This window comes from Piscibacillus halophilus, from assembly GCF_900110685.1.
GTDB lineage: Bacteria > Bacillota > Bacilli > Bacillales > Alkalibacillaceae > Piscibacillus > Piscibacillus halophilus.
Genome location: NZ_FOES01000003.1, coordinates 43,945 through 69,520, shown reverse-complemented (window position 1 = coordinate 69,520; position 25,576 = coordinate 43,945). Strand labels below are relative to the sequence as shown.

25 protein-coding genes and 1 pseudogene are annotated in these 25,576 nt (G+C 34.8%); 8 read left to right on the top strand and 18 right to left on the bottom strand.

The window, feature by feature from the left end; translation table 11 throughout:
- Positions 1–35 precede the first annotated feature (35 nt).
- Entirely contained in the window at positions 36–218 is a 183-nt protein-coding gene (locus BMY57_RS02685; protein WP_091772484.1) for a hypothetical protein, read from the bottom strand.
- 164 nt (positions 219–382) lie between these two features.
- On the opposite strand from BMY57_RS02685, the gene BMY57_RS02680 reads away from it, so the two are divergent.
- Positions 383–1,321 (top strand): SDR family oxidoreductase, encoded by a 939-nt coding sequence (locus BMY57_RS02680; protein WP_091772483.1) that lies wholly within the window; start codon positions 383–385, stop codon positions 1,319–1,321.
- 72 nt (positions 1,322–1,393) lie between these two features.
- Here the strand turns inward: BMY57_RS02680 and BMY57_RS02675 are convergent, their stop codons facing one another.
- From BMY57_RS02675 to liaF, 3 genes are read right to left on the bottom strand one after another with little or no spacing between them, the layout of a single operon-like run.
- Positions 1,394–2,038 (bottom strand): response regulator, encoded by a 645-nt coding sequence (locus BMY57_RS02675; RefSeq protein ID WP_091772482.1) that lies wholly within the window; start codon positions 2,036–2,038, stop codon positions 1,394–1,396.
- Between the two features lie 11 nt (positions 2,039–2,049).
- Entirely contained in the window at positions 2,050–3,087 is a 1,038-nt protein-coding gene (locus BMY57_RS02670; protein ID WP_091772481.1) for a sensor histidine kinase, read from the bottom strand.
- Positions 3,088–3,098: 11 nt separating this feature from the next.
- Entirely contained in the window at positions 3,099–3,974 is an 876-nt protein-coding gene (gene liaF, locus BMY57_RS02665) for a cell wall-active antibiotics response protein LiaF (RefSeq protein ID WP_091772480.1), read from the bottom strand.
- 267 nt (positions 3,975–4,241) lie between these two features.
- Between liaF and BMY57_RS02660 the strand changes: the two genes are divergently transcribed.
- A complete protein-coding gene (locus BMY57_RS02660) occupies positions 4,242–5,411 on the top strand; it encodes a M20 family metallopeptidase (RefSeq protein ID WP_091772479.1) in 1,170 nt (389 codons plus the stop codon).
- A gap of 46 nt (positions 5,412–5,457) precedes the next feature.
- Here BMY57_RS02660 and BMY57_RS02655 read toward each other — a convergent pair.
- From BMY57_RS02655 to BMY57_RS02640, 4 genes and pseudogenes are all read right to left on the bottom strand, one after another.
- Positions 5,458–5,773 (bottom strand): annotated as a pseudogene (locus tag BMY57_RS02655) (YbjQ family protein).
- A gap of 64 nt (positions 5,774–5,837) precedes the next feature.
- Entirely contained in the window at positions 5,838–6,692 is an 855-nt protein-coding gene (locus tag BMY57_RS02650) for a YitT family protein (RefSeq protein ID WP_091772478.1), read from the bottom strand.
- Positions 6,693–7,047: 355 nt separating this feature from the next.
- The gene (locus BMY57_RS02645; protein ID WP_091772477.1) at positions 7,048–8,268 is read right to left on the bottom strand and encodes an ABC transporter permease; all 1,221 of its coding nucleotides are present in this window, start codon (positions 8,266–8,268) and stop codon (positions 7,048–7,050) included.
- Positions 8,268–9,005: an ABC transporter ATP-binding protein gene (locus BMY57_RS02640; protein WP_091772476.1), complete on the bottom strand. Its 738-nt coding sequence runs from the start codon at positions 9,003–9,005 to the stop codon at positions 8,268–8,270. Before BMY57_RS02640 ends, BMY57_RS02645 begins: the two co-directional genes overlap by 1 nt.
- A 145-nt stretch (positions 9,006–9,150) precedes the next feature.
- Between BMY57_RS02640 and BMY57_RS02635 the strand changes: the two genes are divergently transcribed.
- Complete coding sequence (locus BMY57_RS02635; RefSeq protein WP_091772475.1) at positions 9,151–9,567, top strand: HIT family protein; 417 nt, start codon at positions 9,151–9,153, stop codon at positions 9,565–9,567.
- 76 nt (positions 9,568–9,643) lie between these two features.
- A complete protein-coding gene (locus BMY57_RS02630; protein ID WP_091772474.1) occupies positions 9,644–10,018 on the top strand; it encodes a YtxH domain-containing protein in 375 nt (124 codons plus the stop codon).
- Positions 10,019–10,361: 343 nt separating this feature from the next.
- Here BMY57_RS02630 and BMY57_RS02625 read toward each other — a convergent pair whose 3' ends face one another.
- From BMY57_RS02625 to BMY57_RS02615, 3 genes are read right to left on the bottom strand one after another with little or no spacing between them, the layout of a single operon-like run.
- Positions 10,362–11,264 carry a glycine betaine ABC transporter substrate-binding protein gene (locus BMY57_RS02625; RefSeq protein ID WP_091772473.1) on the bottom strand — a complete coding sequence of 301 codons (903 nt, stop codon included), beginning with the start codon at positions 11,262–11,264 and terminating at the stop codon, positions 10,362–10,364.
- A gap of 60 nt (positions 11,265–11,324) precedes the next feature.
- Positions 11,325–12,170, bottom strand: coding sequence for an ABC transporter permease (locus BMY57_RS02620; protein ID WP_091772590.1), 846 nt, complete (start codon positions 12,168–12,170; stop codon positions 11,325–11,327).
- Positions 12,171–12,207: 37 nt separating this feature from the next.
- On the bottom strand, positions 12,208–13,407 hold the full coding sequence (locus tag BMY57_RS02615; protein ID WP_091772472.1) for a quaternary amine ABC transporter ATP-binding protein: 1,200 nt from the start codon (positions 13,405–13,407) through the stop codon (positions 12,208–12,210).
- A gap of 292 nt (positions 13,408–13,699) precedes the next feature.
- Between BMY57_RS02615 and BMY57_RS02610 the strand changes: the two genes are divergently transcribed.
- The 3 genes from BMY57_RS02610 (at position 13,700) to BMY57_RS02600 (ending at position 15,525) form a co-directional block, all read left to right on the top strand.
- The gene (locus BMY57_RS02610; protein WP_246247608.1) at positions 13,700–14,176 is read left to right on the top strand and encodes a GbsR/MarR family transcriptional regulator; all 477 of its coding nucleotides are present in this window, start codon (positions 13,700–13,702) and stop codon (positions 14,174–14,176) included.
- A gap of 100 nt (positions 14,177–14,276) precedes the next feature.
- Positions 14,277–14,807, top strand: a complete 531-nt coding sequence (locus BMY57_RS02605) for an HTH-type transcriptional regulator Hpr (RefSeq protein WP_091772471.1) — start codon at positions 14,277–14,279, stop codon at positions 14,805–14,807.
- Between the two features lie 175 nt (positions 14,808–14,982).
- Positions 14,983–15,525: a DUF3267 domain-containing protein gene (locus BMY57_RS02600; RefSeq protein WP_091772470.1), complete on the top strand. Its 543-nt coding sequence runs from the start codon at positions 14,983–14,985 to the stop codon at positions 15,523–15,525.
- Positions 15,526–15,773: 248 nt separating this feature from the next.
- Here the strand turns inward: BMY57_RS02600 and BMY57_RS02590 are convergent, their stop codons facing one another.
- Positions 15,774–15,860: a YjcZ family sporulation protein gene (locus tag BMY57_RS02590; protein WP_091772468.1), complete on the bottom strand. Its 87-nt coding sequence runs from the start codon at positions 15,858–15,860 to the stop codon at positions 15,774–15,776.
- A 151-nt stretch (positions 15,861–16,011) separates the two neighbouring features.
- Here BMY57_RS02590 and BMY57_RS02585 point away from each other — a divergent pair, with 151 nt between their 5' ends.
- The gene (locus tag BMY57_RS02585; RefSeq protein ID WP_091772467.1) at positions 16,012–16,878 is read left to right on the top strand and encodes a peptidylprolyl isomerase; all 867 of its coding nucleotides are present in this window, start codon (positions 16,012–16,014) and stop codon (positions 16,876–16,878) included.
- 38 nt (positions 16,879–16,916) lie between these two features.
- On the opposite strand, the gene BMY57_RS02580 is transcribed toward BMY57_RS02585, so the two are convergent.
- Genes BMY57_RS02580 through BMY57_RS02555 form a run of 6 tightly spaced genes read right to left on the bottom strand, consistent with a single transcriptional unit; the run spans position 16,917 to position 25,460 of the window.
- Positions 16,917–18,146 (bottom strand): hypothetical protein, encoded by a 1,230-nt coding sequence (locus tag BMY57_RS02580; protein ID WP_091772466.1) that lies wholly within the window; start codon positions 18,144–18,146, stop codon positions 16,917–16,919.
- Positions 18,130–19,347, bottom strand: a complete 1,218-nt coding sequence (locus BMY57_RS02575; RefSeq protein WP_091772465.1) for a DUF58 domain-containing protein — start codon at positions 19,345–19,347, stop codon at positions 18,130–18,132. The genes BMY57_RS02580 and BMY57_RS02575 overlap by 17 nt, the downstream gene beginning before the upstream one ends.
- Complete coding sequence (locus BMY57_RS02570; RefSeq protein WP_091772464.1) at positions 19,344–20,294, bottom strand: AAA family ATPase; 951 nt, start codon at positions 20,292–20,294, stop codon at positions 19,344–19,346. The genes BMY57_RS02575 and BMY57_RS02570 overlap by 4 nt, the downstream gene beginning before the upstream one ends.
- Before the next feature lie 24 nt (positions 20,295–20,318).
- The gene (gene yhaM / locus BMY57_RS02565; protein ID WP_091772463.1) at positions 20,319–21,260 is read right to left on the bottom strand and encodes a 3'-5' exoribonuclease YhaM; all 942 of its coding nucleotides are present in this window, start codon (positions 21,258–21,260) and stop codon (positions 20,319–20,321) included.
- Between the two features lie 14 nt (positions 21,261–21,274).
- Positions 21,275–24,223, bottom strand: coding sequence for an ATP-binding protein (locus BMY57_RS02560; RefSeq protein ID WP_091772462.1), 2,949 nt, complete (start codon positions 24,221–24,223; stop codon positions 21,275–21,277).
- A gap of 4 nt (positions 24,224–24,227) precedes the next feature.
- A complete protein-coding gene (locus tag BMY57_RS02555; RefSeq protein WP_091772461.1) occupies positions 24,228–25,460 on the bottom strand; it encodes a metallophosphoesterase family protein in 1,233 nt (410 codons plus the stop codon).
- Positions 25,461–25,576 lie beyond the last annotated feature (116 nt).

Sequence of the window (25,576 nt, the reverse complement as noted above, 5' to 3'; positions counted from 1 at the left end):
ACTATTTTTTAAGGTTTAAAGAAAATGAACGATAACTAGATCACTGGATAGTATGGTTCATACCGTGGATTATCATAATATGGGGGTCTTGGTCCAATTTCAGGCATTTCCCACGTGTGAGAGTTGAAATCATATAACAATTCAACCATTTCTTCGGAATGATTAACTAACAAAAATTTTACTTCTGGATTATAATAATACAAATTGCTCGCCTCCATAAGATTATTCCTCTCCCTTTTTATCATATTCAATCTTTCTAGATCTTGAGCTAGTACAGCAATCTTGTGTTTATACATATTGACTTATTAAGTTTAGCCATGCACTTAATTCGCCTATGTAACATAATGTATTGAAAAATGGCTACTTCTAGGAGGATAATGATATGTCAGAGGATCAACACAAACATCAAAATAAAACAGATGAACAAAACTACCCGATGTATCCCAATTATGGAAAAATAACTCGATACGAAGAAATTCCAATCACCGTTCCAGAACAACGACAATTTCGCCAACCTGGTGTAGAAAAGTTGATGGTTCCAAGACCGATTATTGAAAATCCTAATTATAAGGGAAGTGGAAAACTAGTCGGAAAGGTCGCGTTAATTACAGGTGGTGACAGTGGAATAGGTGCTGCAGCTGCAATCGCATTTGCTAAAGAAGGGGCAGATGTTGCCATTGCTTATCTAGATGAGCACGAGGATGCAAATCGCACTAAGTCAAGAATTGAAGAAATAGGTCAGCACTGTTTATTATTACCAGGCGATTTAAGAGAGAAACAACAATGTAATGACATCGTAGAAAAAACCATCCAAACATATGGGCAACTAGACATACTTTGCAATCATGTCGGGATTCAATTTCAACAATTGAGTTTACTAGATATTACTGATGAACAGTTCGATGATACTTTTAAAGTAAACATTTACTCTCATTTCTACACGACACGTGCAGCACTTCCATACATGAAGGCTGGTAGTTCCATTATCAATACTTCATCGATCGTAACTTACGAAGGGAACGATCAATTGATTGATTATACTGCAACTAAAGGGGCTAATATTGGTTTCACGAGAGCCTTAGCAAATAATTTAGTTAAAGAGGGGATACGGGTAAACGCCATTGCACCTGGACGTATTTGGACACCACTCATCCCATCTAGCTTCTCTGCGGATGAAGTGACATTAGCCGGTAATCCAATGCAGCGGCAAGGTCAGCCGTTTGAAGTTGCCCCTACCTTTGTTTATCTCGCTTCCGATGATTCACGATTTGTAACTGGGCAAACGCTTCACGTTAATGGAGGGCAATGGACGTCATCATAATCCGAACAGATTTAATACCAATTCTATATTTTATGAAGGGAAAATAAAAAGGAAAATCAATAGATTCTCCCTTTACTTTGTTTCCTTCATTAACCCATTTCGATGGGCATACACAGCTGCTTGAGTTCGGTCTTGAACATCCAACTTACTTAAAATATTACTGACGTGTGTCTTAACTGTCTTAATTCCTATATATAATTTTTCACTAATTTCATTATTCGTAAGACCATTACCAATACAAATTAATACTTCTAGTTCTCTTTCTGTAAGTAATTCATGTGGCATTCGTTCAGGTGTACGAATGCGATTCATCATCGCTCCTGCAACTTTAGGTTCTATGACATTTTCTCCTTTTGCTGCTTTTTTAATTGCTGAAGCTATTTCATCTGCAGATGACGTTTTCAACATATAACTAAATGCTCCTGCTTCAAGAGCTGGGAACACTTTTTCATCATCATAATAACTTGTAAGGATGATAATTTTAGTATCTGGGTTCGTTTTCATAATTTGTTCTGTTGCATCAATTCCAGTACCGTTCTCCATGATTAAATCCATCAAAATAACGTCCGGGTTCAAATCTCGTGCTAAATCAGCTCCATCAAATCCACTTGAAGCTTCTCCAATGATTTCTATATCTTCTTCTGTCATAAGGTAAGTAATAATTCCTTTACGTACCACGTCGTGATCATCCACGACCAACACTTTAATTGGGTCCACATTCACCACTCCTACTTTGGTATCCTAATATCAATATATGTTCCCTGGCCTTCTTGAGATTTAATTCTTAGGGTGCCGCCTATTTCCTCACATCGTTCTTTCATTGTTTTTAACCCATAAGAGGTTTTTTGTTCTAACTGTTCATTAGCTTTAAATCCTACCCCATCATCGTCAATATGAATGAAGATTTCTTGATCTCGATTTTTTAGTTCCACCTTTACGTTTTGAGCATTCGCGTGTCTTAAAATATTTGATAAAGCTTCTTGAACCATTCTAAATATATGCTCTTCTTTAGATTGTGATAGTTCGATTTCATCAATATCTAAATCGAAATGTAATGTCGATTTCTTCTTTAACTCTTCTATTAATCTAACAATTCCTTCATGTAATGGTTCGCCAGATAAATAGATTGGACGCAAATGTAATAGTAATGCTCTCATCTCATTTTGTGCCTGCAATGCCATCTCTGAAATTTCCATTATTTGTTCTTTGGCTTTAGTTGGTTTTTGATCGATTAATTTGACCGTGGCTTGCGACATCATGGTAAGCGCAAATAATTGTTGGCTAACAGCATCATGTAAATCACGAGCAAGTCGCTGTCTTTCTTCCATTGTTGCAGCAATGTGAGCTTGTTGGGCATACTCAGATTTTTCATCAGCCAACCTTTGAAGCGTATTAACCTGATCCTTCATCTTATTAGCTAGATCATTTAATTCTTCAGTAAAATTATCTAATTCATCCTCAGATTCTTCTAAAAATAACTTAGCACTATATTTACCTTGTTGAAGCATTGATACAAAAATTGAAAAAGCATGAAGGCGATCTTTAATGTATTTAGTTTGTTTATAAATGACGTATAAGCCAACAGGTGTCATAATCACGATATTCATAATTAATAGAAAGAAAATGGCTTCTAAATATAGCCACTCAGGTTTAAACACTGAATAAGTAAAAAAAGATATTAATGAAATAACTAATAAAGAAAAATAAATAATATATAGTTCCGTTCGCATCATCTGGAAGCGAATCCCCTTGAGCTTTTTCAACATTAACATCGCTCCTAAACGTAATTAACCCTTATGTCTCCGATTTTATAATCCATATGAATATCAATTTTTTTAGTCGCCGTGTCATAATTATCAGATACATAAGTCACAGCACTACCTATACCTGTACGATTTTGGTTAAAGACCTTTGCATCACCAATTTTGACATTGGCATAGATTTTATAAGCAACATTTTCAGGAAGCTTCATATGGATATCCGCAATATAACCACGCAAACGAATTTTAGTTTCGTGATTAGGAATATAGGCTTTTGAAAAATCAAAATACAAATCACCTATACCAGTCCACAAATCCATATCCTTGACTTCCCAATTATCTTTTGAATAATTAATATCTGAAATAAAGTGTCGTTGTCTTTTATAGTGATAATAAAAATCGCCTTTTGTCTTTTCTTTTTGGTCTTCAGACTCTACCTTGTGATTATATTCCGAGCCATTGGAAGTTGATTGTGTTTTTATAAAGTCTTGGTCTTTATGAGCGTCTTCTCCATCTGTTGAATCCACATAAATTGAAACCGTTTTGCGGCCAGCTAAAATGTTTGTGCCAATATAAATTAAGATAAGTGGCCATAATTTCCAAACATCAATTAAACCAAACTCAATATAATTAAAATTTCCAGCCCATAGTAAAGCACCATAGACTATTAAGAAGGAGCCAAACTTCCAGCTGCCTGATTTGTATGGAATAAAATAATTTGAAAACGATACTAAACCAATTAATACAATAATTATAGGCCAAGAGTTCCAGACAACATTCGACATTTCCAGGGAAATAATACTTAGATTTTGTAGGATCAAGGCAATACCAAAACCTATAAGCATTAGAGCAATCGTCCATTTAGCCATTTTCGAGAAGAATTTATTAAACATTTAACTCACCTACAAATTTTATTCGTTAAAGTCGAAGAATATCCTTTAAATTCATTAGTAATATTAGACTAGAGGTATTATGAAGCGAATATTCATTCACTTTAATTTTTATTAATTCTATCATACTACCTTTAATTTTGATTTGTAACATTCTTAAGGTTGTTTATGACTCAGCCTTGAGACGGAGGAAATGAAGTTTGATTAATTATCATATTCATACATTTCTGATATACTCTATTTAATTAAGGGAATAGGAGGTCATATATTATGTGGGAGCAAATATACGAAAAAATTGATGCGCTCTATAATCGGATGGTAGAAGATCGACGTTATCTACACCAACATCCTGAGCTATCTTTTGAAGAAAAAGAAACATCTAAATATATTTGTAATCGATACGATGAATTAGAAATTCCTTATCAAAAAAATATTGGTGGTTATGGAGTCATAGCAAAAATTGTTGGAGGAAAGCCGGGTAAAACCGTTGCCTTAAGAGCTGATTTCGATGCCCTTCCTATCCAAGAAGAAAATGATGTTCCATATAAATCTAAAGTAGACGGAGTCATGCACGCATGTGGTCATGATGGTCATACAGCAAGTCTTCTTGCAGTCGCTGAAGCTGTTCTTCCTTTTAAAGATGAATTAGAAGGTACCATGGTATTTTTACATCAACCAGCAGAAGAATATGCTCCTGGTGGCGCTAAACCAATGATTGAAGATGGTGCTTTAGAAGGTGTTGATGCTGTTTTTGGTACTCACCTTTGGGCAACAACCCCAGTCCATACAATAGAAACCACGAATGGCGCGTTTATGGCTGGTGCTGACCGTTTTGAAATCACGTTTAAAGGAAAAGGCGGACATGGCGCCATGCCTCACCAAACAAAGGACCCCGTTGTTATGACTGGTCAAGCAATTGTTGAGTTGCAACAGGTTGTAAGTCGCCGACTTGATCCACTTCAATCTGCTGTCCTAACTATTGGGGTAATCGAAGCTGGCGAAGCATTTAATGTTATTCCAGATACAGCAAGATTACAAGGTACCGTTCGTTATTTAGATAAAAACGTTCAAGATCAAATTATTGATGAAATGCATAAAGTTTTAAAGGGAATTTCTGAAAGTTATGATGCAGAATACGAGCTTGACTATGTTAAGGGATACCCGCCTGTCATTAACCATCCAGCGGAAACGGAATATTACTTAAATGAAGGAAAAGATATTCCTGGTGTTAATCAAGTGAATGAAGTTCCACCTGTCATGGGAGGAGAAGATTTTGCTTATTATTTAGAAGAACGCCCGGGGACGTTTTTCTTCACTGGTGCAAAAATAGAGGGTCATGATTATCCGCACCATCACCCTAAATTTGATATTAATGAAGAAGCTTTACCAATCGCAGCTAAAGCTCTCGTTCATGGTTATAAAAAATATCAGGAAAGCTAAATCAGCATGAAACAATCCCAGTTGAGTTGACTGGGATTGTTTTGGTTTATTTCAATATTACTGCTGTACCACTTGCTACAATCATCATCATTCCATCTCTTAATGTTTCAAAATCTAAATCGACACCAACGACAGCATTAGCGCCACGTTCAGCTGCTTCTTCTTTCATTTCCTTAATCGCCAACTCTTTCCCTTGATTAAGCTTGTTCTCATATTGAGCACTTCGACCACCAACCACATCTGTAATACTGGCCATGAAGTCTCTCACAACGTTCGCCCCCATAATCGTTTGTCCAGAAACTAAATCAACATATTCTTCAATTTCTCTTCCATCAATTTAGATTAGTCGTTGTAACAATCATTCGAAACATCCTTTCTACTTAAATGGTCTAGTTCTCTGGTTCGATACTTAGAGACATTTTACCTTTAACTTGTTTGGTAGAACCCTCTACCTAACACTTCTGATGAATCCATTACAATGACAAAAGCTTCTGGGTCTGCTTCTTTAATCGTTCGTTTTAGTTTACTAATCTCTGTTTGATTGACCACACACATTAGGACTGGGCGATCCTGTTCCGTAAAACCACCTTGCGCTGATATACGTGTAACACCACGATCAACTTTGTCGTAAATGGCCTGCTGGACTTCTCGATGTTTTCCAGAAACAATAAGTGTTGCTTTTGTTCGATTAAAGCCTGTTTGAACAAGATCAATAGACTTACTTGTCATAAATAACCCAATTAAGGCAAACAAACCTAATTCGACATCAAAAACAATAATCGCTGTTAAAACAATTAACCCATCGATAATAGCTAAACTTGTCCCTAAAGACAGACTAGAATACTTATAAATCATTTGTGCTATTAATGAAGTGCCACCCGTTGAAGCATCTCCTAAATATACAATTCCTAAACCAATTCCTACACCGAGTCCGCCAAAGATGGAAGCTAATATAACTTCTTCCGAGATCGGCTCAATATTTCGCGTTAAAAATACAAAAAAAGGTAAAACGAGTGAACCTGCTACTGAGCGTAAGGCTGAACCTTTTCCAATTAAGAAAAACGCCAACATTAAAACAGGTACATTAACTCCCCAAATCACATATGCGGGCTCTAAATTAAAAAGATATTCAGTAATCGTACTAATCCCGCTCACACCACCAGCAGCTATATAGTTAGGTAATAAAAAACCATTAAATGATAACGCTACAATCGCTGATCCAATGATGATATAGAACAATTGTTGCCATATAGGGACTCGTCCATTATGTCTTGTTACCATCTCTGCTTTCCCTCTCTCCTGTCAAATAACTAAGCCGTGATGATTTTAACACTCGAATCTAGTTTTGTGAATGACACCTAGTAAACGCATTAACGCACTAAAATAACATGAAGCTTGATTACAGTTCTTGGTCTATTTGCAGATTTCTCACTTTTATTTGCAGGAAGACCTCAGCAATTTGTAGATTTTTATCTTCTATTTGCGAGTCCCTGTATCTTACTTGCAAGTTCCCTACTCTTACTTGTAAGTTTCAGGTCCTTACTTGCAGGTTTTCTCTTTTAATTTGCAACTTTCCTATTCCTCTTCAATAAAGAAAAATGTGTATGCCCGCTTATAATTGGCATACACATTCCTTTTAACTCATTCGTTCTATTCGTGCTTTTACATAAAAGTTTTCAAAAAGTAGAGTGAAAGCTAACCCAACCCCAGCATATATGATAGCGTCTACAAGATCACTAGCAAACATGAATAGTACAAATACAACTACAACCTTCGCTAGCATTAATAGAAAGATTAATTGATGGACAGCCTTCTTTCGTACATGCTGAGCGACTGGATAAAGCTGAATCCAATCTAATGTTTTATGGTGATTATAGATGGTGATGAATTGAAATCCAGTCACAAACAAGAACAAGATCGCAAAAATAAGCTTACCCCAAAATAAAGGCACCCAGAAAATGAAGAAAATAGTTAACCCAATTAACCTTAAATACATCCCGAAATAGTCACCACTTCTTATAAACGTGATGAAGTACAAATAAGTATAAGTATTGGATTGATCATGATTAATCGGTTTGGTCACAAGATTAACTAATCCATGCCGTTTTTTAGGTTTTCGTTTTAAATCAGGCACATCCGTCGATAAGTTTGCCAAACGGTAAAATAATTGCAGTCTAGCTTCTTCTTTCTCAATTAATGCATCCCATGGCAGACTGTATTTTTGATAAATGTTCCAATAATTTAAAAATGCCACTCCAATAATAAGAGCTGTCGCAATCAAGACGTATAATAATTCACCGTTTACTAGGAAATAAACTAGCATGATATTAATCGCCGCCCTGACAATCACATCGAAATAATGGAGTCGACGTTCTCGTGACTTATCCAAAAACCATACCGCTAGTAAGTTAATGATTTTGACTCCAATCAAAACCCCGAGCATAACGAGTAAATACTGAGCATCTGTTCCACTATAGATTTTTAAATACAGAGGAGTAAATACAAATAAAAAGATCGCCAGCCAGTATCCTTGGATGATTAAGCTATAAATCACTCCATTTCGGATATATGGACCCAATCGATTTTCAACGCTTAATAAAAATACGGTATCCGCTTCTTTAAAAAACGTTCTAACAGGGCTATGGGCTAATAATAACCCCAATACGACTGCCATAATCCAATCGACTGGAAAAGTATCAGGAACCCCCTCTAACCACTCTTGGTAAAAATAAGCACCTGCCGCTACGAAAAAAATTAACGCAAACGCCAAATGGTCATTGAACATTAAACGTAAATAACGACTCAACATCTTAACATGATGACCAAAACGCTCTTTCCATAATTGATTTGTATCCATTACGCATCGTCCTTTGTTAGTTGTACATATATATCATCTAAACTAGCGTTAGGCATGTTAAATTCTTGTTGTAAATCTTTTAATGGACCAAAAGCTCGGATCTTACCTTGATGTAAAATGACAAATCGATCACAATATTTTTCTGCCGTGGCTAAAATATGTGTAGACATTAAAACACCCGCACCCTGCTCTTTCATGTCATTCATCGTATTTAAATAAGATTGAATTCCAAGAGGGTCAAGTCCAACAAATGGTTCATCAACAATATATAACGAAGGACGAACTAGAAAAGCACACATAATCATCACTTTTTGTCGCATTCCTTTTGAAAAATGGACCGGAAACCATTTGCGTTTTTCATCTAATCTAAATTCTTTTAAAAGAAACTGAGTACGTTCTTTATAAGTTTGCTCACTAATTCCATAAGCCATCGCTGTTAACCTCAGATGTTCTTCCAACGTTAATTCCTCATACAACATCGGCATCTCAGGTATGTAAGCAAATTCGCGACGGTATTTCTCTAAATCATCAGATACGGTACGACCGTTTATTTTAATGGTACCTTGTTTAGGACTCATTAAACCGATAATATGTTTAATCGTGGTACTTTTACCAGCACCATTAAGTCCAATCAAACCAACTACCTCACCTTGTTTGACATCAAAGGAAATCCCATGTAAAACATTCTGTTGAGTATAACCTCCCACTAATCCTTCAATGGATAACAAATCACTCATGTAATCCCTCTTTTCTATCTATATCACTACTGTTTATCATACCAAAAAATTGGATAGATTTAATAGAAATGACGTATTCTTCTGTTATTCGACATGACCTTACGTTAAAATAATGGTAAGAATATGCATAAGGAGGACTTATTAAATGTCAGATTGTATCTTTTGCAAAATCATTGACGGGGAAATCCCATCTGCTAAAATTTATGAAGACGAGCATGTTTATGCCTTCTTAGATATTAGCCAAGTAACAGAAGGTCATACATTAGTTATTCCCAAAAATCATAAACAAGACATTTTTGAACTCGATGATGAAACCGCTTCGAACCTATTTAAAGCAGTACCAAAAGTCGCTAATGCTATTAAATCAGCTTATCAACCTAAAGGGATGAACTTATTGAATAATAACGGTTCATTCGCTGATCAAAGCGTTTTTCATTATCACATACATGTGATTCCACGTTATGATGAAAACGATGGATTTAAATCACAATGGAAAGTCTCAAATGAATCGTCAACAGAAAAACTACAAGAAATCTCTAATAAAATTACAAATCACTTCTAGACTCTTTAAAAAACAGTCTAAACATTGAAGCTTAAAAAGGTTATAATAAATAGTAACTATGAAAGGAGTCGATACGATGGCAAATGGTAAATCATTATTACTAGGTGTCTTGTTCGGAAGTGTAGTCGGAGCTTCTGTTTCTCTTCTAACTACTCCTAGTTCAGGCGAAGAATTACGTTCTAAAGTTAAGGACCAAAGTGAACGATTACGTGATATAGCTCAACAAATTAGAGAAGACGGTTTAGATTTAAAAAATCAATTAACTCAAACATCAAAAGAAGGTGCCGCGCTTCTTAAAGATTTATCACAAGATATTAAGGTTTCTATTGAAAGCTGGAAAGAAACAATTGAGCCTCATCAAGAAAATTTACAAGAACATTTAAAGCACATTGAAGAGAGTATTAAAGAATTAGAAGATAAGTTAAAAGATGATTCAAAACATAATGTCTAAGAATAGTTAAACGTCCGTATGTTTACGGACGTTTTTTTAATATAAGAAAAAAGCACAAAATCAGAAATACGATTAGGAAACGAGTTAATGTTTGATTTCCAATTTTACACTACAGGTTATATTCATTCTGAAGCGTGAAGTTTCGCCAATATTGAAAGATGTTTCGCTATTTTTTTATTAACTTTCGCCAACTTACTTGTTTGGATCGCCAAACTTGAATAAAGTCTCGCCAATTTCATTGTTAGTTTCGCTAAAAAAGGCTCTATTTTCGCCAAATCGACTAGAATAAATAAAAAACTCGGTCGAAACAACATTCGACCGAGTTTTTAGATTCTAGATGTAATTATTCTACACCTTCAGTCCACTCTGAAACTTTATCTTCGTTTTCTTCTACCCACGTTGCTGCTGCATCTGCTGGATCAGCACCGTTTTGAATGTCTAACATAACACTTTCCATATCTTCAGTTTCCCAGTTGAACTGATCTAAAACTGTGTATACGTTAGGTAGATCTTCTTCTAAACCTTCACGCACCATTGTTTTAATAACCTCAGCTTCACCAAAAGAACCTTCTGGATCTTCTAGATATTTAAGATCATACTCCGCGAACTTCCAGTGTGGAGTCCAACCAGTTACAACGATTGGCTCTTCATTGTTGATTGCTTCTCCTAATGCAGTTGCCATTGCACCACTTGAAGAAGTCTGTACTTCCCAACCATCTAAACCATAATCTTCAATAGAATTTTCTGCTGAAGATACAACACCTGCACCTGCTTCAATACCAGTGATTTTTTGACCTAACTCATCAGCAACATCTGGTAATTCTTCAATAGAGTTTATGTCCATGTATTCTGGAACGACTAAACCAATTTTCGCGCCTTCAAGATTTTCTCCTAAATCAACGACACTATCCTTATTCTCTTCAAACTGTGACGCATGTGTAGCTGGTAACCAAGCTGCTACCATACCGTCTGCTTCTCCATTTGCCACGGATTCCCACATAACAGCGTTATCTAATGGCGTTAACGATACGTCATAGCCTAAGTCTTCTAATACTTTTCCAACAACATGTGTTGAAGCAATTTCAGAGTCCCACTCAACATACACCAATTCGACTGATTCACCATCACCAACTTGTGAATCTCCACCTTCATCTCCATTTCCTTCATCAGAATCACCACAAGCGGCAAGTAGTAATCCTAAAGATAAAATGGATACTAATCCTAATGTTTTCCACATTTTCAACATATTAAAGACTCCCCTTTTTAAGAATATTTATATTGGAAACTCCAATAATGGAGTTATTCCCTATGCTTTGCCTTTGTTTAAATTTTGTGTAATACGATCAATAATAATCGCTAAAATTACAATCGATAAACCAGCAACAAAACCTGGACCTTCCTGAGCACGTTGTAACGCAGATAATACGTCACGTCCTAAACCAGGTGCACCGATCATCGATGCGATGACGACCATCGATAATGAAAGCATGACAGTTTGGTTAATACCTGCCATAATCGTTGTTTTCGCCATCGGTAATTCGACTTTAAATAACTTTTGTTTTCCAGTCGCACCAAATGCATCAGAAGCTTCCACTAATTCCTTAGATACTTGTCGTATACCTAAGTTGGTAAAACGCACGACAGGTGGCGTTGCAAAAATAAATGATGCAAAAACGCCTGGAACCATACCAATTCCAAAGAACACTACAGCTGGAATTAAGTATACAAATGCCGGCATCGTCTGCATAAAGTCTAAAATAGGCTTAATAATTGCTTCTGCCAACGAACTCTTAGACATTAAAATACCAACCGGAATTCCTACTATAACTGAAATAAAACTTGCAACCAACACTAATGTAAATGTAAACATCAGTTGCTCCCATAGTTGTTGGTTATATATAAAGAGTAAGCCAACCAATGTAAAAACTGGTAAAGCAAATCTCCTACCAGATAAGAAATAAGCCAATACAACAGCCAATAAAATAACAATACTTGCTGGTAATGATGCTAATAACTCTGCAAAATTTTCAATTAAATTTCCAAAGTCGTTCTTAACTGGATCAAAAAACCAATTAAAAGTTTCAGTAATCCATTCTACAAACCTGTCAACCCCTTCTGCAACAGGTATTGTATTTCCAAAAAACTCTTCCATCGATGTTATAAAACTTAGTAAAGTAAACTTAGTCATACTAAGCATCATTTCCGTCCACCTCACTTCCGTTAGCCAACGCTGCAATGATAGAGCCTCGGACGATAATGCCACGTAATTTTCCATCTTCCACTACGGTTACTGGAACCGGCGAATCATGAATAATATCAAATAAATCATGAACAGAAGTTTCTTTATCGACCTTAGGCATATCGGTTCTTAGGATCTCTCGAAGGTCACTTTTCCCTTGTTTTCGTGCTTCTGACACGTCATCAGCAGTCACATAGCCTTTTAGATTACGAGAACGATCTGTTACAAAAATACTAGAAAGACCTTGTTCACGGATACGCTCTAATGCCACACGTGGGCCGTGTTTATCAATATTAACCGTTTCAGGTCGTTTCATAATCTTTTCAGCTGTTAAAACTTTGGAACGATCCACGTCTTCAACGAATTTCTCAACGTAATCGTTAGCTGGATTAATTAAGATTTCTTCAGGCGATCCAATCTGAACAATGGAGCCATCTTTCATTAATGCAATACGATCACCAATACGTAAAGCTTCATCTAAATCGTGTGTAATAAAGATAATCGTTTTCTGCATTTTTTCTTGTAAATCTAATAATTCATCTTGCATATCTTTACGAATTAATGGGTCTAATGCTGAAAAAGCTTCGTCCATTAATAAAACTTCAGGATCATTAGCCAAAGCTCGTGCTAATCCAACACGCTGCTGCATACCACCTGATAATTGACTCGGCAACTGATCAACAAAGCTTCCTAAGCCAACTAATTCCAAAGCTTCTCTAGCTTTTTCTGAACGTTCTTCTTTCGAAACTCCTTGTACTTCTAAACCAAACTCCGTATTCTCTAGAACCGTACGGAATGGAAATAGAGCAAACTTCTGAAACACCATACTCATTTTTTGACGACGAATATTACGTAAATCTTCCTTGTTCATCGTTGCTAAGTTCTCACCGTCAATTTCTACGTCCCCTTCTGTAGGTTCTATTAATCTATTGAGTAAGCGTACAAGAGTCGATTTACCACTACCTGATAAACCCATAATGACGAATACTTCGCCCTCTTCAACTTCAAAACTTGCACGGTTTACCCCGACGGTACAACCTGTTTTTTCAAGGATTTCTTCCTTAGAATATCCTTCATCTAATAATCTTTGTGCCTCTTTGGTTTTCTTACCAAAAATTTTTGATAAATTACTGACCTTTATAACTGGCACACTTTTCACCTCTCTTGACGTACTTTTATCCTACACGTATGTAATACTTTGTAATCATCGTGTAATAAATCACCTTTTCAACTATAAAGATTTTGTTTCATTTTTTCAAACTTTATAAACAATTGTATCCGTTTATATAGTCTGTAAAGTTCAAACTTTACAGAGTTAAGAATAAAAATAGGTTTATTTACTTAAAAATACTCGTTTATACTCCTAATTAGTAAAGTTGAAATACTTCTGTTTTAATGTAGAGTTAAAGTTAGACTTCTTAAAGGAGGCTACTTCACTAGTCATGAATCAAGATAAACAAGAGCAAATCAATAATCAGTTGATATCTGAATTCTCCAAAACACTCGAAATGTTCTCATTGAATAAAACTGAATCGCAACTCTTTGTCATCCTCTTTCTCAATGATCAACCAATGACACTAGATGATATGAAAGACTCATTAGGAAAAAGTAAAACAGCCATGAGTAATTCTATTCGTACATTATTAGATTTTAATTTAGTTGAACGAGTTTTTATAAAAGGAGCTCGTAAAGATCTCTATCAAGCTAAGAAAGATTTATATGAAAAATTTATGAAGACTTACGTAAAGAGGTGGCTCGAGGCTTTAGAACTACAAATTACTAGTTTAGAATCCATACAGGATGAAGTTAATGATCTTCATTCAGATTCCGATATTTTAACTAACAAATTGTCGGAGGCCATTAAGTTTCACCGTTCTTTAGAGGAAGTTTTTAAACAGATTAGTCAATATGACCAATAATACTAAGAGTTGGCAACAATAAACGTTTTGCCAACTCTTATTTTTTCGAAAATTATGTTAAGATTAATAACATATAATTTTCTTTCAAGGAGTCGGTTAGGTGGATAATAAAGAAACATATTCCTTACAAGAAGCGATTCTATATTCACATAAAATGGCTCAATTAACTAAAGCCATATGGAAAGCCATTGAAAAAGATTGGCAAGATTGGGTTAAACCATTTGATTTAAACCTCAATGAACATCATGTCCTATGGATCGCTTATCATCTTAAAGGAGCAACCATTTCCGAAGTTTCTAAGTTCGGGGTCATGCACGTATCAACAGCTTTTAACTTTTCAAAAAAACTTGAACAAAGAGGGTTATTAACTTTTTCAAAAAAAGAAGATGATAAGAGAAATACTTATGTGAAGTTAACGGATCAAGGAGTTAAGTTATTCGAAGAAACGATGGAAGCTCACGATTCAGAACGAAACAGTGTCATGAATGCTTCACTACCATTAAAAAGCATTTATGGACGTTTTCCAGAATTTCAAGATTTAGAATCTATTGTGAAGCATTTATATGGAGATGAATATCTTGAAATTTTAGATCGTTCATTAAAAAGTTTAAGTGAGGAAACTAGATCTTAATCAATAGGCTCAAGGCCTGATATGGTAGTGCTTAAAGCCCTTTTTTAAAAACCGAGAAAAAATTATTAAAAAAGGGGTTGAAATTTTCCTTCAATCAGCGTATTATTCGTTGAGAGCTATTATAAAAGAAATAGTGATTTCAACAGAATAATACTGCAATGAAGGAGGCCCTATTATGACATGCTGGAAATCTATTAACGTGTCGAAAGAGCTTGGTTATAATAGGTTAGTCATTTTGTCTACCTTATTAGGACTCACAACATTTTTATTTATGTATGTACCATTTTCAATTATTTATTCAGGTGTTACAATTAAAGCACCTAGCATATATATTGTGTTAAGTAGTTTAATTCTAATACCTTTATTGCATAAACTTACTCATGCAATTCCAATTATGTTTACAGATAAAGAATTCCACTTTCGTTGGGGTTTTAAATATAAATATATTCCTATTTTAAGAATACAAATGAAATCTAGTTTATCAAAGAGGACATCTATTCTAACCATGCTAGCTCCAACTTTGAAGATCACAGTGCCACTAATGTTAGCTTTAATAGGGTTTCCTATGTATTTCCCTATTATTATTCTTTGTTTAGCACTTAATATCGGGATTTCATTACAAGATTTGATCGCTTTAGGTTATTTTGTCAAAGCCCCGCGCAATAGTATTATAGAAAAATCACAAGAAAACTATGATATACTGATCAAGTCACCGTAATATATTAGGAGGCGATACTTTGCTATTTGTTTACGTACCCTTTGCATTGTTTGTCTTATATGCATTTAATTCACTAGCACTACGTTTTTGTGAAAAATCCGAACTATCTTCAGAAAAAAGCAGCAAAGTATTTAGAACAATAAATGTTTCAATGCTTATTTTGCTTATTTCATCTTATTATGAAGTGAATTATTTATAGTATATGTAAAAAAAGGTTGTTCCAAGGTAGGAACAACCTTTTTTTGTTATTAGTACCAAGTAGCACCAACAATGATTAATAATATGAACAATACTACGATTAACGCGAAACCATCGCCATAACCTTTGTGTCCCATACATCTCACCTCCTAGTCACTTAACTACAGTATCCTATGACATATGACCTGAATCCGACTAGGCATATAAGTAAAATGTATGGTTACTTAATGAAAGAAGTATGGTATATTTAATTTTAAGAATATTACATATCTAGGGGTGAATACGCAGATGAAAAAAGTATTATTAGTCGGACTAGCTGTTATATTAATGGTGTTAGCAGCATGTAGCAATGATGAAGACGATTCAGAAGTCATTGCTGAGACAGCTGCAGGAAACATTACAAAGGAAGAGTTTTATAATGAGTTAGCGGAAATGTATGGTGAAGATGTATTAAAAAATATGGTGACACGTAAAGTAGTTAATGATCAACTTCAAGATGAAAATAAAGTTACGTTAGATGAGATCGACGATGAAATTGCTGAAATTAAAGAGGGCATGGATGAACAACAGTTCGCCATGGCTTTACAACAACAAGGTTTTAAAAGTGAACAAGAATTCCGTTACGAACTATTATTAAGTAAAATGCAATATCAATTAGCGGCTCAAGACATTGAAGTAACTGAGGAAGATGTTCAAGAGCGATATGATCGAATGAAAACTGAACTAAATGCGAGTCATATTTTAGTTGAGGATGAAGAAACAGCACAAGAAGTATTAGATAAATATAACGATGGTGAAGATTTTGCTGAACTAGCGAGTGAATACTCTACAGACGGGTCTGCACAAGACGGAGGAGACTTAGGATTTTTCTCAACAGGGCAAATGGTTAAACCGTTTGAAGATGCTGCATATGCACTTGAAGTTGGGGAAGTGAGTGAGCCTGTTGAAACTCAATATGGATACCATATTATCTTACTGAATGATAAACGTGAATCAGAAGAAGAATTAGAACCTTTTGAAGATATGAAAGATCAAATTAAAGAAGAGATAACCATGTCACAAGTTGATAACCAAGCATTAAACGAAAATGTACAAAATATAATAGACGAAGCCAATGTTGATATCAAACTTGAAAACTACGAAGATCTGTTTTAACCAAAAATCAGCCTGGAGTAAATAAAACTCCAGGCTGTTTATTTTTCTTTTACATAATGTTGTTTTAAAGTTTGCTTAATCGAATCAAGCTGTTTATAATATCGCTTTTTTTGATCTGACTCTATTTCAAATTGACCGTACCTAACATCACGATAAATTTTGACCGCCTCATCATCAATCATTTCACTTAAATTGTATCTAGACAGCCATTCGTCTATTGACTCATCAAAAAAACGACCTACTCCATTTTTCTTTGACCATTTTTCTAATTTATAAAATGCTTTTCGAATATCATTATGAGGAGCCTTAGAGGAAGAATGAATCCTCCAAGTTTTCCTCTCATTGGTCCGCCCTGATTCTGTGACTAAATCGTTTTGACTTTTTACAAATGATATATTCTTTAGTAACTTATTCTTATTTCTAAACAGAATGATTAAGACAATGATGGCCACTAATATAATAAACGCTATGAGTATATGCTCACTTGTAATGAGTGGTTCACTCTCAAGGTCTCTAAATTGATCTTCCATACGACCTTCACCATCGGTATCCGATTCTTGTACTTCTCCTTCTCCCTCTGGTGGTTCGATATTTTCGAGATAATTCAATATAGGACTTAGTAGAAATACAAATCCAGAAATAATACTATTTACTACGAAGTAATAAACGGACCGGATCAAAGGAAAGGTCACAAACACCAAACCTGCTGCTCCTAAAGTTATAGCCGATACTCCTATTACAGTCCATATCTTTTTACTCGTATTCTGTAATTCTTTAACGGCGTTTAAGTTATGTAATAAACGACCTATGATCAGGATAATAAGTTGAATAACCAGCAAAATCACTATACTATTTGAATTCTCTAGCCCATTATAATGTCCTGTAAAATAAGTAAAAAATACAACTATGACGGAAATCCCAATAAACAGGCTTTCTGTTTCCAAATAAGAATCATACTCATGCCGAATGATTCGCCATATAATAAAACCACTTAATGCAGCTGCCTGTAATAGCGTAAAACCAAGCATGATTGCAATTAGAAATAACGGAACTGCCAAGACTAAGAAATGGATCAATTTTAACTGTTGTCCTAATAAACGGTTAAGAAGGAAATAACCACCTAAAGTAAAAATTAACCATAAAAAGAATCCGATTGTATTGGGTTCATACTGATTATGGACGCTATGTGAATACATGATAACCCAAAGTGTCATGGTTTCTACCAATACTCTTTGCCAAATCTTGATGGCTTTACCCTGATAAATCATGGGTTTCAACCCCTCCCTTCTTCGTAAGAGGGATCAGTTCTGCAGAATAATCATTTTCGTCAACGTAATATACTGAACTTCCTTGACGCTTCCAGCGACTCAATACTGATATATGTTCATCCTCTAATTCTCCTAGATGAATGATATAAGGTGGTTTATTCTGTTGATCAATGTGTTTTAATACTTGGATATATGGAGCCGTTAAATCTAAGGGATTAATTCTCGCTAATAATTCTAACGTATTCATTAGATGCTTTTGATCATTACCTAGTGGCAAGTGAAGATATGGGACTCCCTGAAACCCTCGTACATTAATGTAAAGTTCATAGGGGATTTGTTTCTGTGTCGCCAAGCGGCATAAATATGCAGTATGTTCAAGTACTCGTTCAATTTGTTGAATCATAGGAGCTCCATATTCTGTCTTAACATTAATGACAAAGCACCAAGATAATTGATTTACTTTTTCTACGACCTTTGTTTGTAATTCATCACGTTTTGCAGTCGCCTTCCAATGAATCCGGTTAAACGGATCCCCATTAACATACTGTCTGGTTCCGTATTGTAATAATGGCTGCTCATATATAGAATGTTTTGCCTGTTGGTCCCCATTATTTCTAGCCTCTAGTAAATGAACCCCTTCAACTTCTCTTAATGAAGGGTAGATGATGATTTCCTGACGATAGAAGTGATTAAATATTAACTCTATATCACCGAACCCCAATAAATTAGGAACGACGATATGGATGCCACGAATTTTACCTATTCCTCTTTGTTTTGATAAAACTGGAAGAGAGATTTCCTTTTTCTCAAAGCTTAATAACGTAAAAGGTATTTCAACCGTTTTATTTCGATTTTTATTAATTCCTTCATACGAAGATTCTAAAACTAAATCATATGTAACCATTAACTTCGCATTAATGATTGGTAAAATACCTTTTTGAGCAATCGCTAACTTTATATGTTCTTCATCACCTGGATAACTTCTTACTTTATGATCTGGATTATCAATCGTTAAATAATCATCAACATGTTTTTCATAGAATCGACTAAAAAAATGTAAAAATATGAGTAAACCACCTACAAAAGCTAATATAGGGAACGTTCCAAATGCAGGAAAAAAACTAAATAATATAAAGATCCCACCAGGTATAGTCAACCATATAAATATGTTAGAGCTTCGAATATTTTTTCTAAACATCATCGTTCGACTCCAATTTCAACCGGGACTTCAACCGATTTTAAAATCTCCTCCATTACTTCTAGTTGTGATTTCTTGGTTGACGCTTCTAAAGTTAGTACTAAACGATGAGAGAGTACATACGGTGCCATCCTTTTAACATCTTCTGGGATGACATAATTTCTCCCTGAAATCGCAGCATTCGCTTGAACAGCCTTCATTAAAGCTAACGTCCCTCTAGGACTAACACCAACATCCGTCCATTCACTATCACGAGTAGCTCTTATAACCGATAGCAAATATTTCTCAACTTCTTCTGTTAAATAAACTTTTTTCACTTCTTGCTGATATTGAATCAACTGTTCTTTAGTTACAGAAGACGACAATTCTTCAATTGGTTCTGATAATCTATAAGTTTTCATGATTTGATGCTCTTCTTCAAATGAAGGGTAACCCATATTAATCTTCATGAAAAATCGGTCCATCTGTGCTTCTGGTAATTCAAAGGTACCCTGCTGAGATTCGATAGGATTTTGTGTTGCCATAACAATAAACGGCTGATCGATCTGTACAGTAGTACCATCGATTGTTACTTGTTTCTCTTCCATGACTTCTAATAACGCTGATTGAGTTCTTGGGGTCGCACGGTTTATTTCATCTGCTAACAACACGTTGGTCACAACAGGTCCAACTCTCAGTTCGAACTTTTGATCTTTTGGATTAAAAAAGTGAATCCCTGTAATATCTGACGGTAATACATCAGGTGTAAACTGAATACGTTTAAAATCTCCCTCAATTGATTTTGCAATACTTTTAGCTAACATGGTTTTCCCAGTTCCAGGAACACTTTCAAGCAAAATATGTCCTTTATTAACTAAAGCATTGGCAATCAATTCGACTGAATCACCTTGGCCAATAATGACGCGACCAACTTCTTTCTTTATTTGATCAGCAAACTCTTGTAAACTCATTTAACCCCATCTCCCCCTATTAATCTATTCGATATCAGGCTTATAAAAAGAACGATTCTCTAATGGATATATACGTTCAGAAAACTCTCCCGGTTTCACTTTTTCTAGTGCTCGATTCATCATATTCATTTTCGCATCTACTAAATCAATTAAATGTAGTACTTCTGCTTCTCTTATTTGTGGAGGCTTTGGGCTCCCCCACTCTGCTTTACCGTGGTGGGACAAAATCATATGTTGAAGTAACATCACTTCTTCTCCATCAATCCCAAGTTCATTTGCAGCTTGTTGCACTTCATCAACCATAATCGTAATATGGCCTAATAATTTTCCTTGTACGGTATAAGATGGAGACATAGGACTTGATAACTCTTTCACTTTTCCAATGTCATGAAGGATGATTCCAGCATATAACAGATCATGATTTAAGTCAGGATAAAGTTCAGTTAATTGTCTTCCTAACTTCAGCATCGATACTATATGGTGTGCGAGGCCTCCGGCATATTCATGATGGTTCTTTGTTGCAGCTGGGTAAGTGAACAATTCATTTTCGTATTTTTTTATAAAATAACGAATAATTCTTTGAATATTTGGATTATGCATTTCAAAGATGATTTGAGTCATAAACTCTTGCATCTCTTCAACTGGTATAGGAGCCTTTTCCATAAAGTCTTCAAGCTGTATACCATCAGCAGCAGTAGCTAATCGAATTTGTCGAACATTGAGTTGTGCTTTTCCTCGAAACTGCCTAATTTCTCCATGAACGTGCACTACACTTTCAGGCTTAAATACTTCTTCGTCATCTTTTGTAACTTCCCACAACTTAGCGTCAATTTCACCTGAACGATCTCTAAAAATAATCGTTAAAAAAGGCTTACCATTACTTGCGACACCTTTATCCGCCGACTTGATTAATAGAAACCCTTCAAATTGTTCCCCAACAGATACATTCGCAATCCCTTGACTCATGTCTCATCTCCCCTTTAACTCACGTGTAATTGTAATGGTCTTTCATTCATATATTCTTGCTCTCTTGGATGACAAGTTAAATAAAGAACTTGTTGTTTGTCTGATATATCTTTAACGATTTCTAAAACTTGCTTCTTGCGTTTTTGATCAAAATGCACAAACGCATCATCTAAAATAAACGGAAGATCTATATAATCTTTAAGCGAATCATTTAATGCAAATCTTAAAGCAATATATAATTGATCAGCCGTTCCTTCTGAGAGCTGTTGCACGTTAAACCATTGTCCTTCTGTGGTTTTAACTAATATAGTTTCATCTTCATTAAATTTTAACTCCATATATCTACCGTCAGACAATTTACTGAAATAATCAGACGTTTTATTCATAATACCAGGTAAATAAACATTTTGATATCGATTTTTTGTGTCTTTCAAAAATCCATAGGCTGTTTTCATAATGGCAAATTCTTTAGCGAGCTTTAATATTTCCGCTTCAAGAATCGATTTTTGATGCACTAAATCTGATAGTACACCATTTTCCTCAAGTTGCTTCAATTCAGCTTGTGTTTCGGATATCTGATTTCGGGTTTCCTCAATGTTTTCTCGAAGGTCATTAAGCCTATGAGTTATATCATTCAAACGTGATTCAATATCCAACCAATCATAATTCTTATGAATAACTAGTTCCGTTTCTTGATTAAAAACTTCAAAAATCATTTCATATAAATCATTGAGGTGCTTGTTTTTTTCAATTAGTTCTAGATGACGGTCGGCTTTCTGTTTGAACTCTTCTTCGGAAGAAACCCCTACAGAAGATAATAATTGAGTTAACTCATCGTCTTTCTGTTCTTTTTTAGTTACTAACTTATGACGTTCAGTTTTTTGTTCACTTAACCAGTCATTTTTCTGTTTAATCTCATGCTGCCAAGACTTTTCTTGTTCAACATAATTTAAAGCCATGTTACAAATTAAATTTGGGTCTTCTACATATTTTTCAGGCTCATACAGATGGACAATCGTTATTAGCTCTTTAATATGGTTTTCTATATACTTCATTAGTTCATGAATTTGTTTTTTTACTTTTATATAAGATGTCGCGGTTTCCTTACCTTTACGCAACTGATCATAGACATTTGGCCAATGAAATAATTCAAATCGTTTCATAAATGGAAATGAGTTAATTTCTTCTTCAATGCTTTGTTCAACTGACCCAAATTGCTTTTGAGCATAATTAAGCTCCTTATCTAACTCTTCTAAATGACTTCTAACTCCTTTAATGTAATGATCCATTTGCTGTACCTGTTGTTTTAAATCTTGTTGAAAATTTAATTGTTGACGAAGATCATTTAATTCCTCTTCATGATTCATTGTATTACTAGGTTTTGAGTTCAACCTTTTAATTGTGCGCCTCGTATTTTTATGTTGTTGATGAAGAATATAAAAAACAATAATTGATAAGACGACTCCTACTGCGAGACCTCCATAAACAGTTAAGAAGTCTAAACCTTCTCGAAACATAAGCATATAAGTGACAACCAAAATCATGATTGGGAGAATCCATTTGGAAACAGAAACAAAGCCATTGACTTTTTTGATTGTATTTTGTTGTGATTTCATTTGATTACGATATTGTTCTTCTAGCAATTGTTTTTGTTCATTTAGTTTTAAATCATCAAATCGCTCTTGGAGTGAGTGTTCTTCTGCATTGCTTAACATTTGTAGTTCAATACTTTGTTTCTGATGCTGATGCCTTTCAAGATCTTCGTTTTTATGTTGAATTTTTAATTTTAAAGATTGAATATGGTTTTTAAGTTGATCCCATTGACTAGCTAATCGTTTCCAATTCTCATTAGTATAATGGTTCACGGTTATTCCTTTTAAATCCTTTATTTCCATCTCAACCCCTAAATCACCCTGAACCTGTTTAAATTCATGTTCCAACACTTTTAAATGTTCTTTTAACCGTTCAACTTCATCTTGTTGTTTGGTGATTTTTTGTATGAGATGTTGTGCTTCCGTCAGTGAAATTGACCAATTGTTAAGTTGACTCTTGCTGCTAACTTTTAAAAGATCGTCCTCTATATTTTGAATCGTCGTATTTAAGTTGTTGATTTGTTCATTTTGAAGTTTAATTTCTTTCTGTAATTCATTAAATTGTTCTAATCCGTCTTTCGGAAAATCTTTTACATCTGATAGTGATTGAACTTCATCCAATAATAGCTGGTATTTAATTATAGGCGACTTCACTTGTTTTAGCTTTTCGAAATATGATATTTCATTCATTAAACGTTGTTCATCGGTCTTCAGCTTTTGGAGAGATTGATCAAGTTGATCTAACTCTTGATATAACTGTTGGTGCTTAAATTCTTTTTGTTCGGCCTCTTGTATATCTTGTTGTAGTTTCTTTAATTCCAATAACTTTTCATTTAAAGGAGGTTTTTTACCTTGTTTTTTGAAAATCTCATCCGTGTTTTTGATTAATTGAGATTCAAGTTGAGTAATAAGATCAGAACCCGTTAATCCTAAGTTAAATAAAACTTTACCAACATCTTCTCTTTTATATTGACGAATGGTTTGTAAATCACGGTCCTCGAATGAAAAAACCGCTTCAAATAAAGGGCGGTTTAACCCTTTCAATAACCTTTTAACATCGGCTCGTTCTAATTCCTCCCCATCTTTTGTTACAGATAATTGCCCCTTTTGTTTATGTAAAAATCGTTCGAAAACGTATAATTGCTTTTCGATTTCAACGACGAGGCGTCCGCCTAACTGGCCGTCAACTTTTGATATATATTGTTCACGCTCATCAGCTTTTAGTCCAAATAAGATGTAAATGATAAACATTCTAATAGTTGATTTCCCCGCTTCATTAGGTCCATAAAAATAATTTAGTTCATCAAAAAGGGGCATTTTTTTACGATTCCATTTACCGAAGGACACAATATCTAGTTCTTTTATACGCATTGGATCATCCCTCTTTCATCAAATTCCGTAAAATGATATCTTCTGCTTCCTGCTTGATCTCATCTTTTAAATCGTTCATTTCAATATTGGTGTATTTTTTAAATAACGGATGGAGCTGTAATTCATCGATATAGGCATCAAGCTCTTCTGTCTGGTCAATTGTTTTGAGGATTTCGTTTATAAACGGATTCGATTCTTTTAACTCTTCCCGATCATACTGTTGGTGCTTCATCAATCTCATTTCATTAATCCAAATCCACGTATTCTCCTCTTCCTCGGTTTCATTTACAATTTCTAATACTTCATCTACGAAATCAGGACCAATAGATAGATCATCAGATCCTGATAAGTGAACGGTTAAGCGAACAATTGTTTTATGTTTTTCTTTGCGTAACGTACCTTTAAATTGCTCTAGCTTGTTCACGATGTCTTCAGGACTTTTAACATTCTCGATTGCAACCTCTTCTTCACTGAATAAGACATCGTGTAATTGATGAAAGGACATATGAGGTTCTTGCCCATTTAACTCAACTAAATAACAACCTTTCTCTCCCGATTCTTTCATATGACGTCCTTGTATATTACCCGAATACACTACTAATGGCTGTTGATGAAGAATCTCACGTTTATGTATATGTCCTAAAGCCCAGTAGTCAGCATTCACGCTCTTTAAATCTTCCAGTAAAAAAGGAGCATATGTGTCATGTTCCTGATTCGTTTTTAAACTTCCATGTAACGTCGCAATATGATAAGGAGCTTCTGTTGTTTTCTGATACTGTTCAACCATATTTTCTATAACGGCCCTTTGTTGATAACTAAAACCGCTAATCTCAGCTAAGACTCGTCCATCTTTTTCATAAGTCGTATTGATTACACCATTAGATGGGAAAACAAATGTATTTTCAGGAAAGTTTAGCTTAGCTTTCTGTTGCATCATATAATCGTGATTTCCAAAGCTAATATACGCTTTAATAAAATTGGAGTTAAGGCGTTCTAAACCTTTTTTTAATTCAAGGGAAGATTTTATGGATGAGGATTCTTGATCAAAAAGGTCTCCTATGATTAAGACAAAATCAACCTTTTCATTAATCGCGACATCAACCATTTTATGAAAAGCATTGATTGTACTTCTACTTAAGTCATCATAGATCGCCTTCGGTAAATTGCTCAACCCTTTTAATGGACTATCCAAATGTAAATCCGCACTATGTAAAAAACGCACAACTGGTTTTAACATGTTATTCCTCCATTAATTCCTGTTACCTTTATTTTATCAAAATCAGGGTGCGAACGCACGTTCTAGTTATGTTCTCTAAGAAAAAATTTATAATTCATTATCTATTTACAAAAATC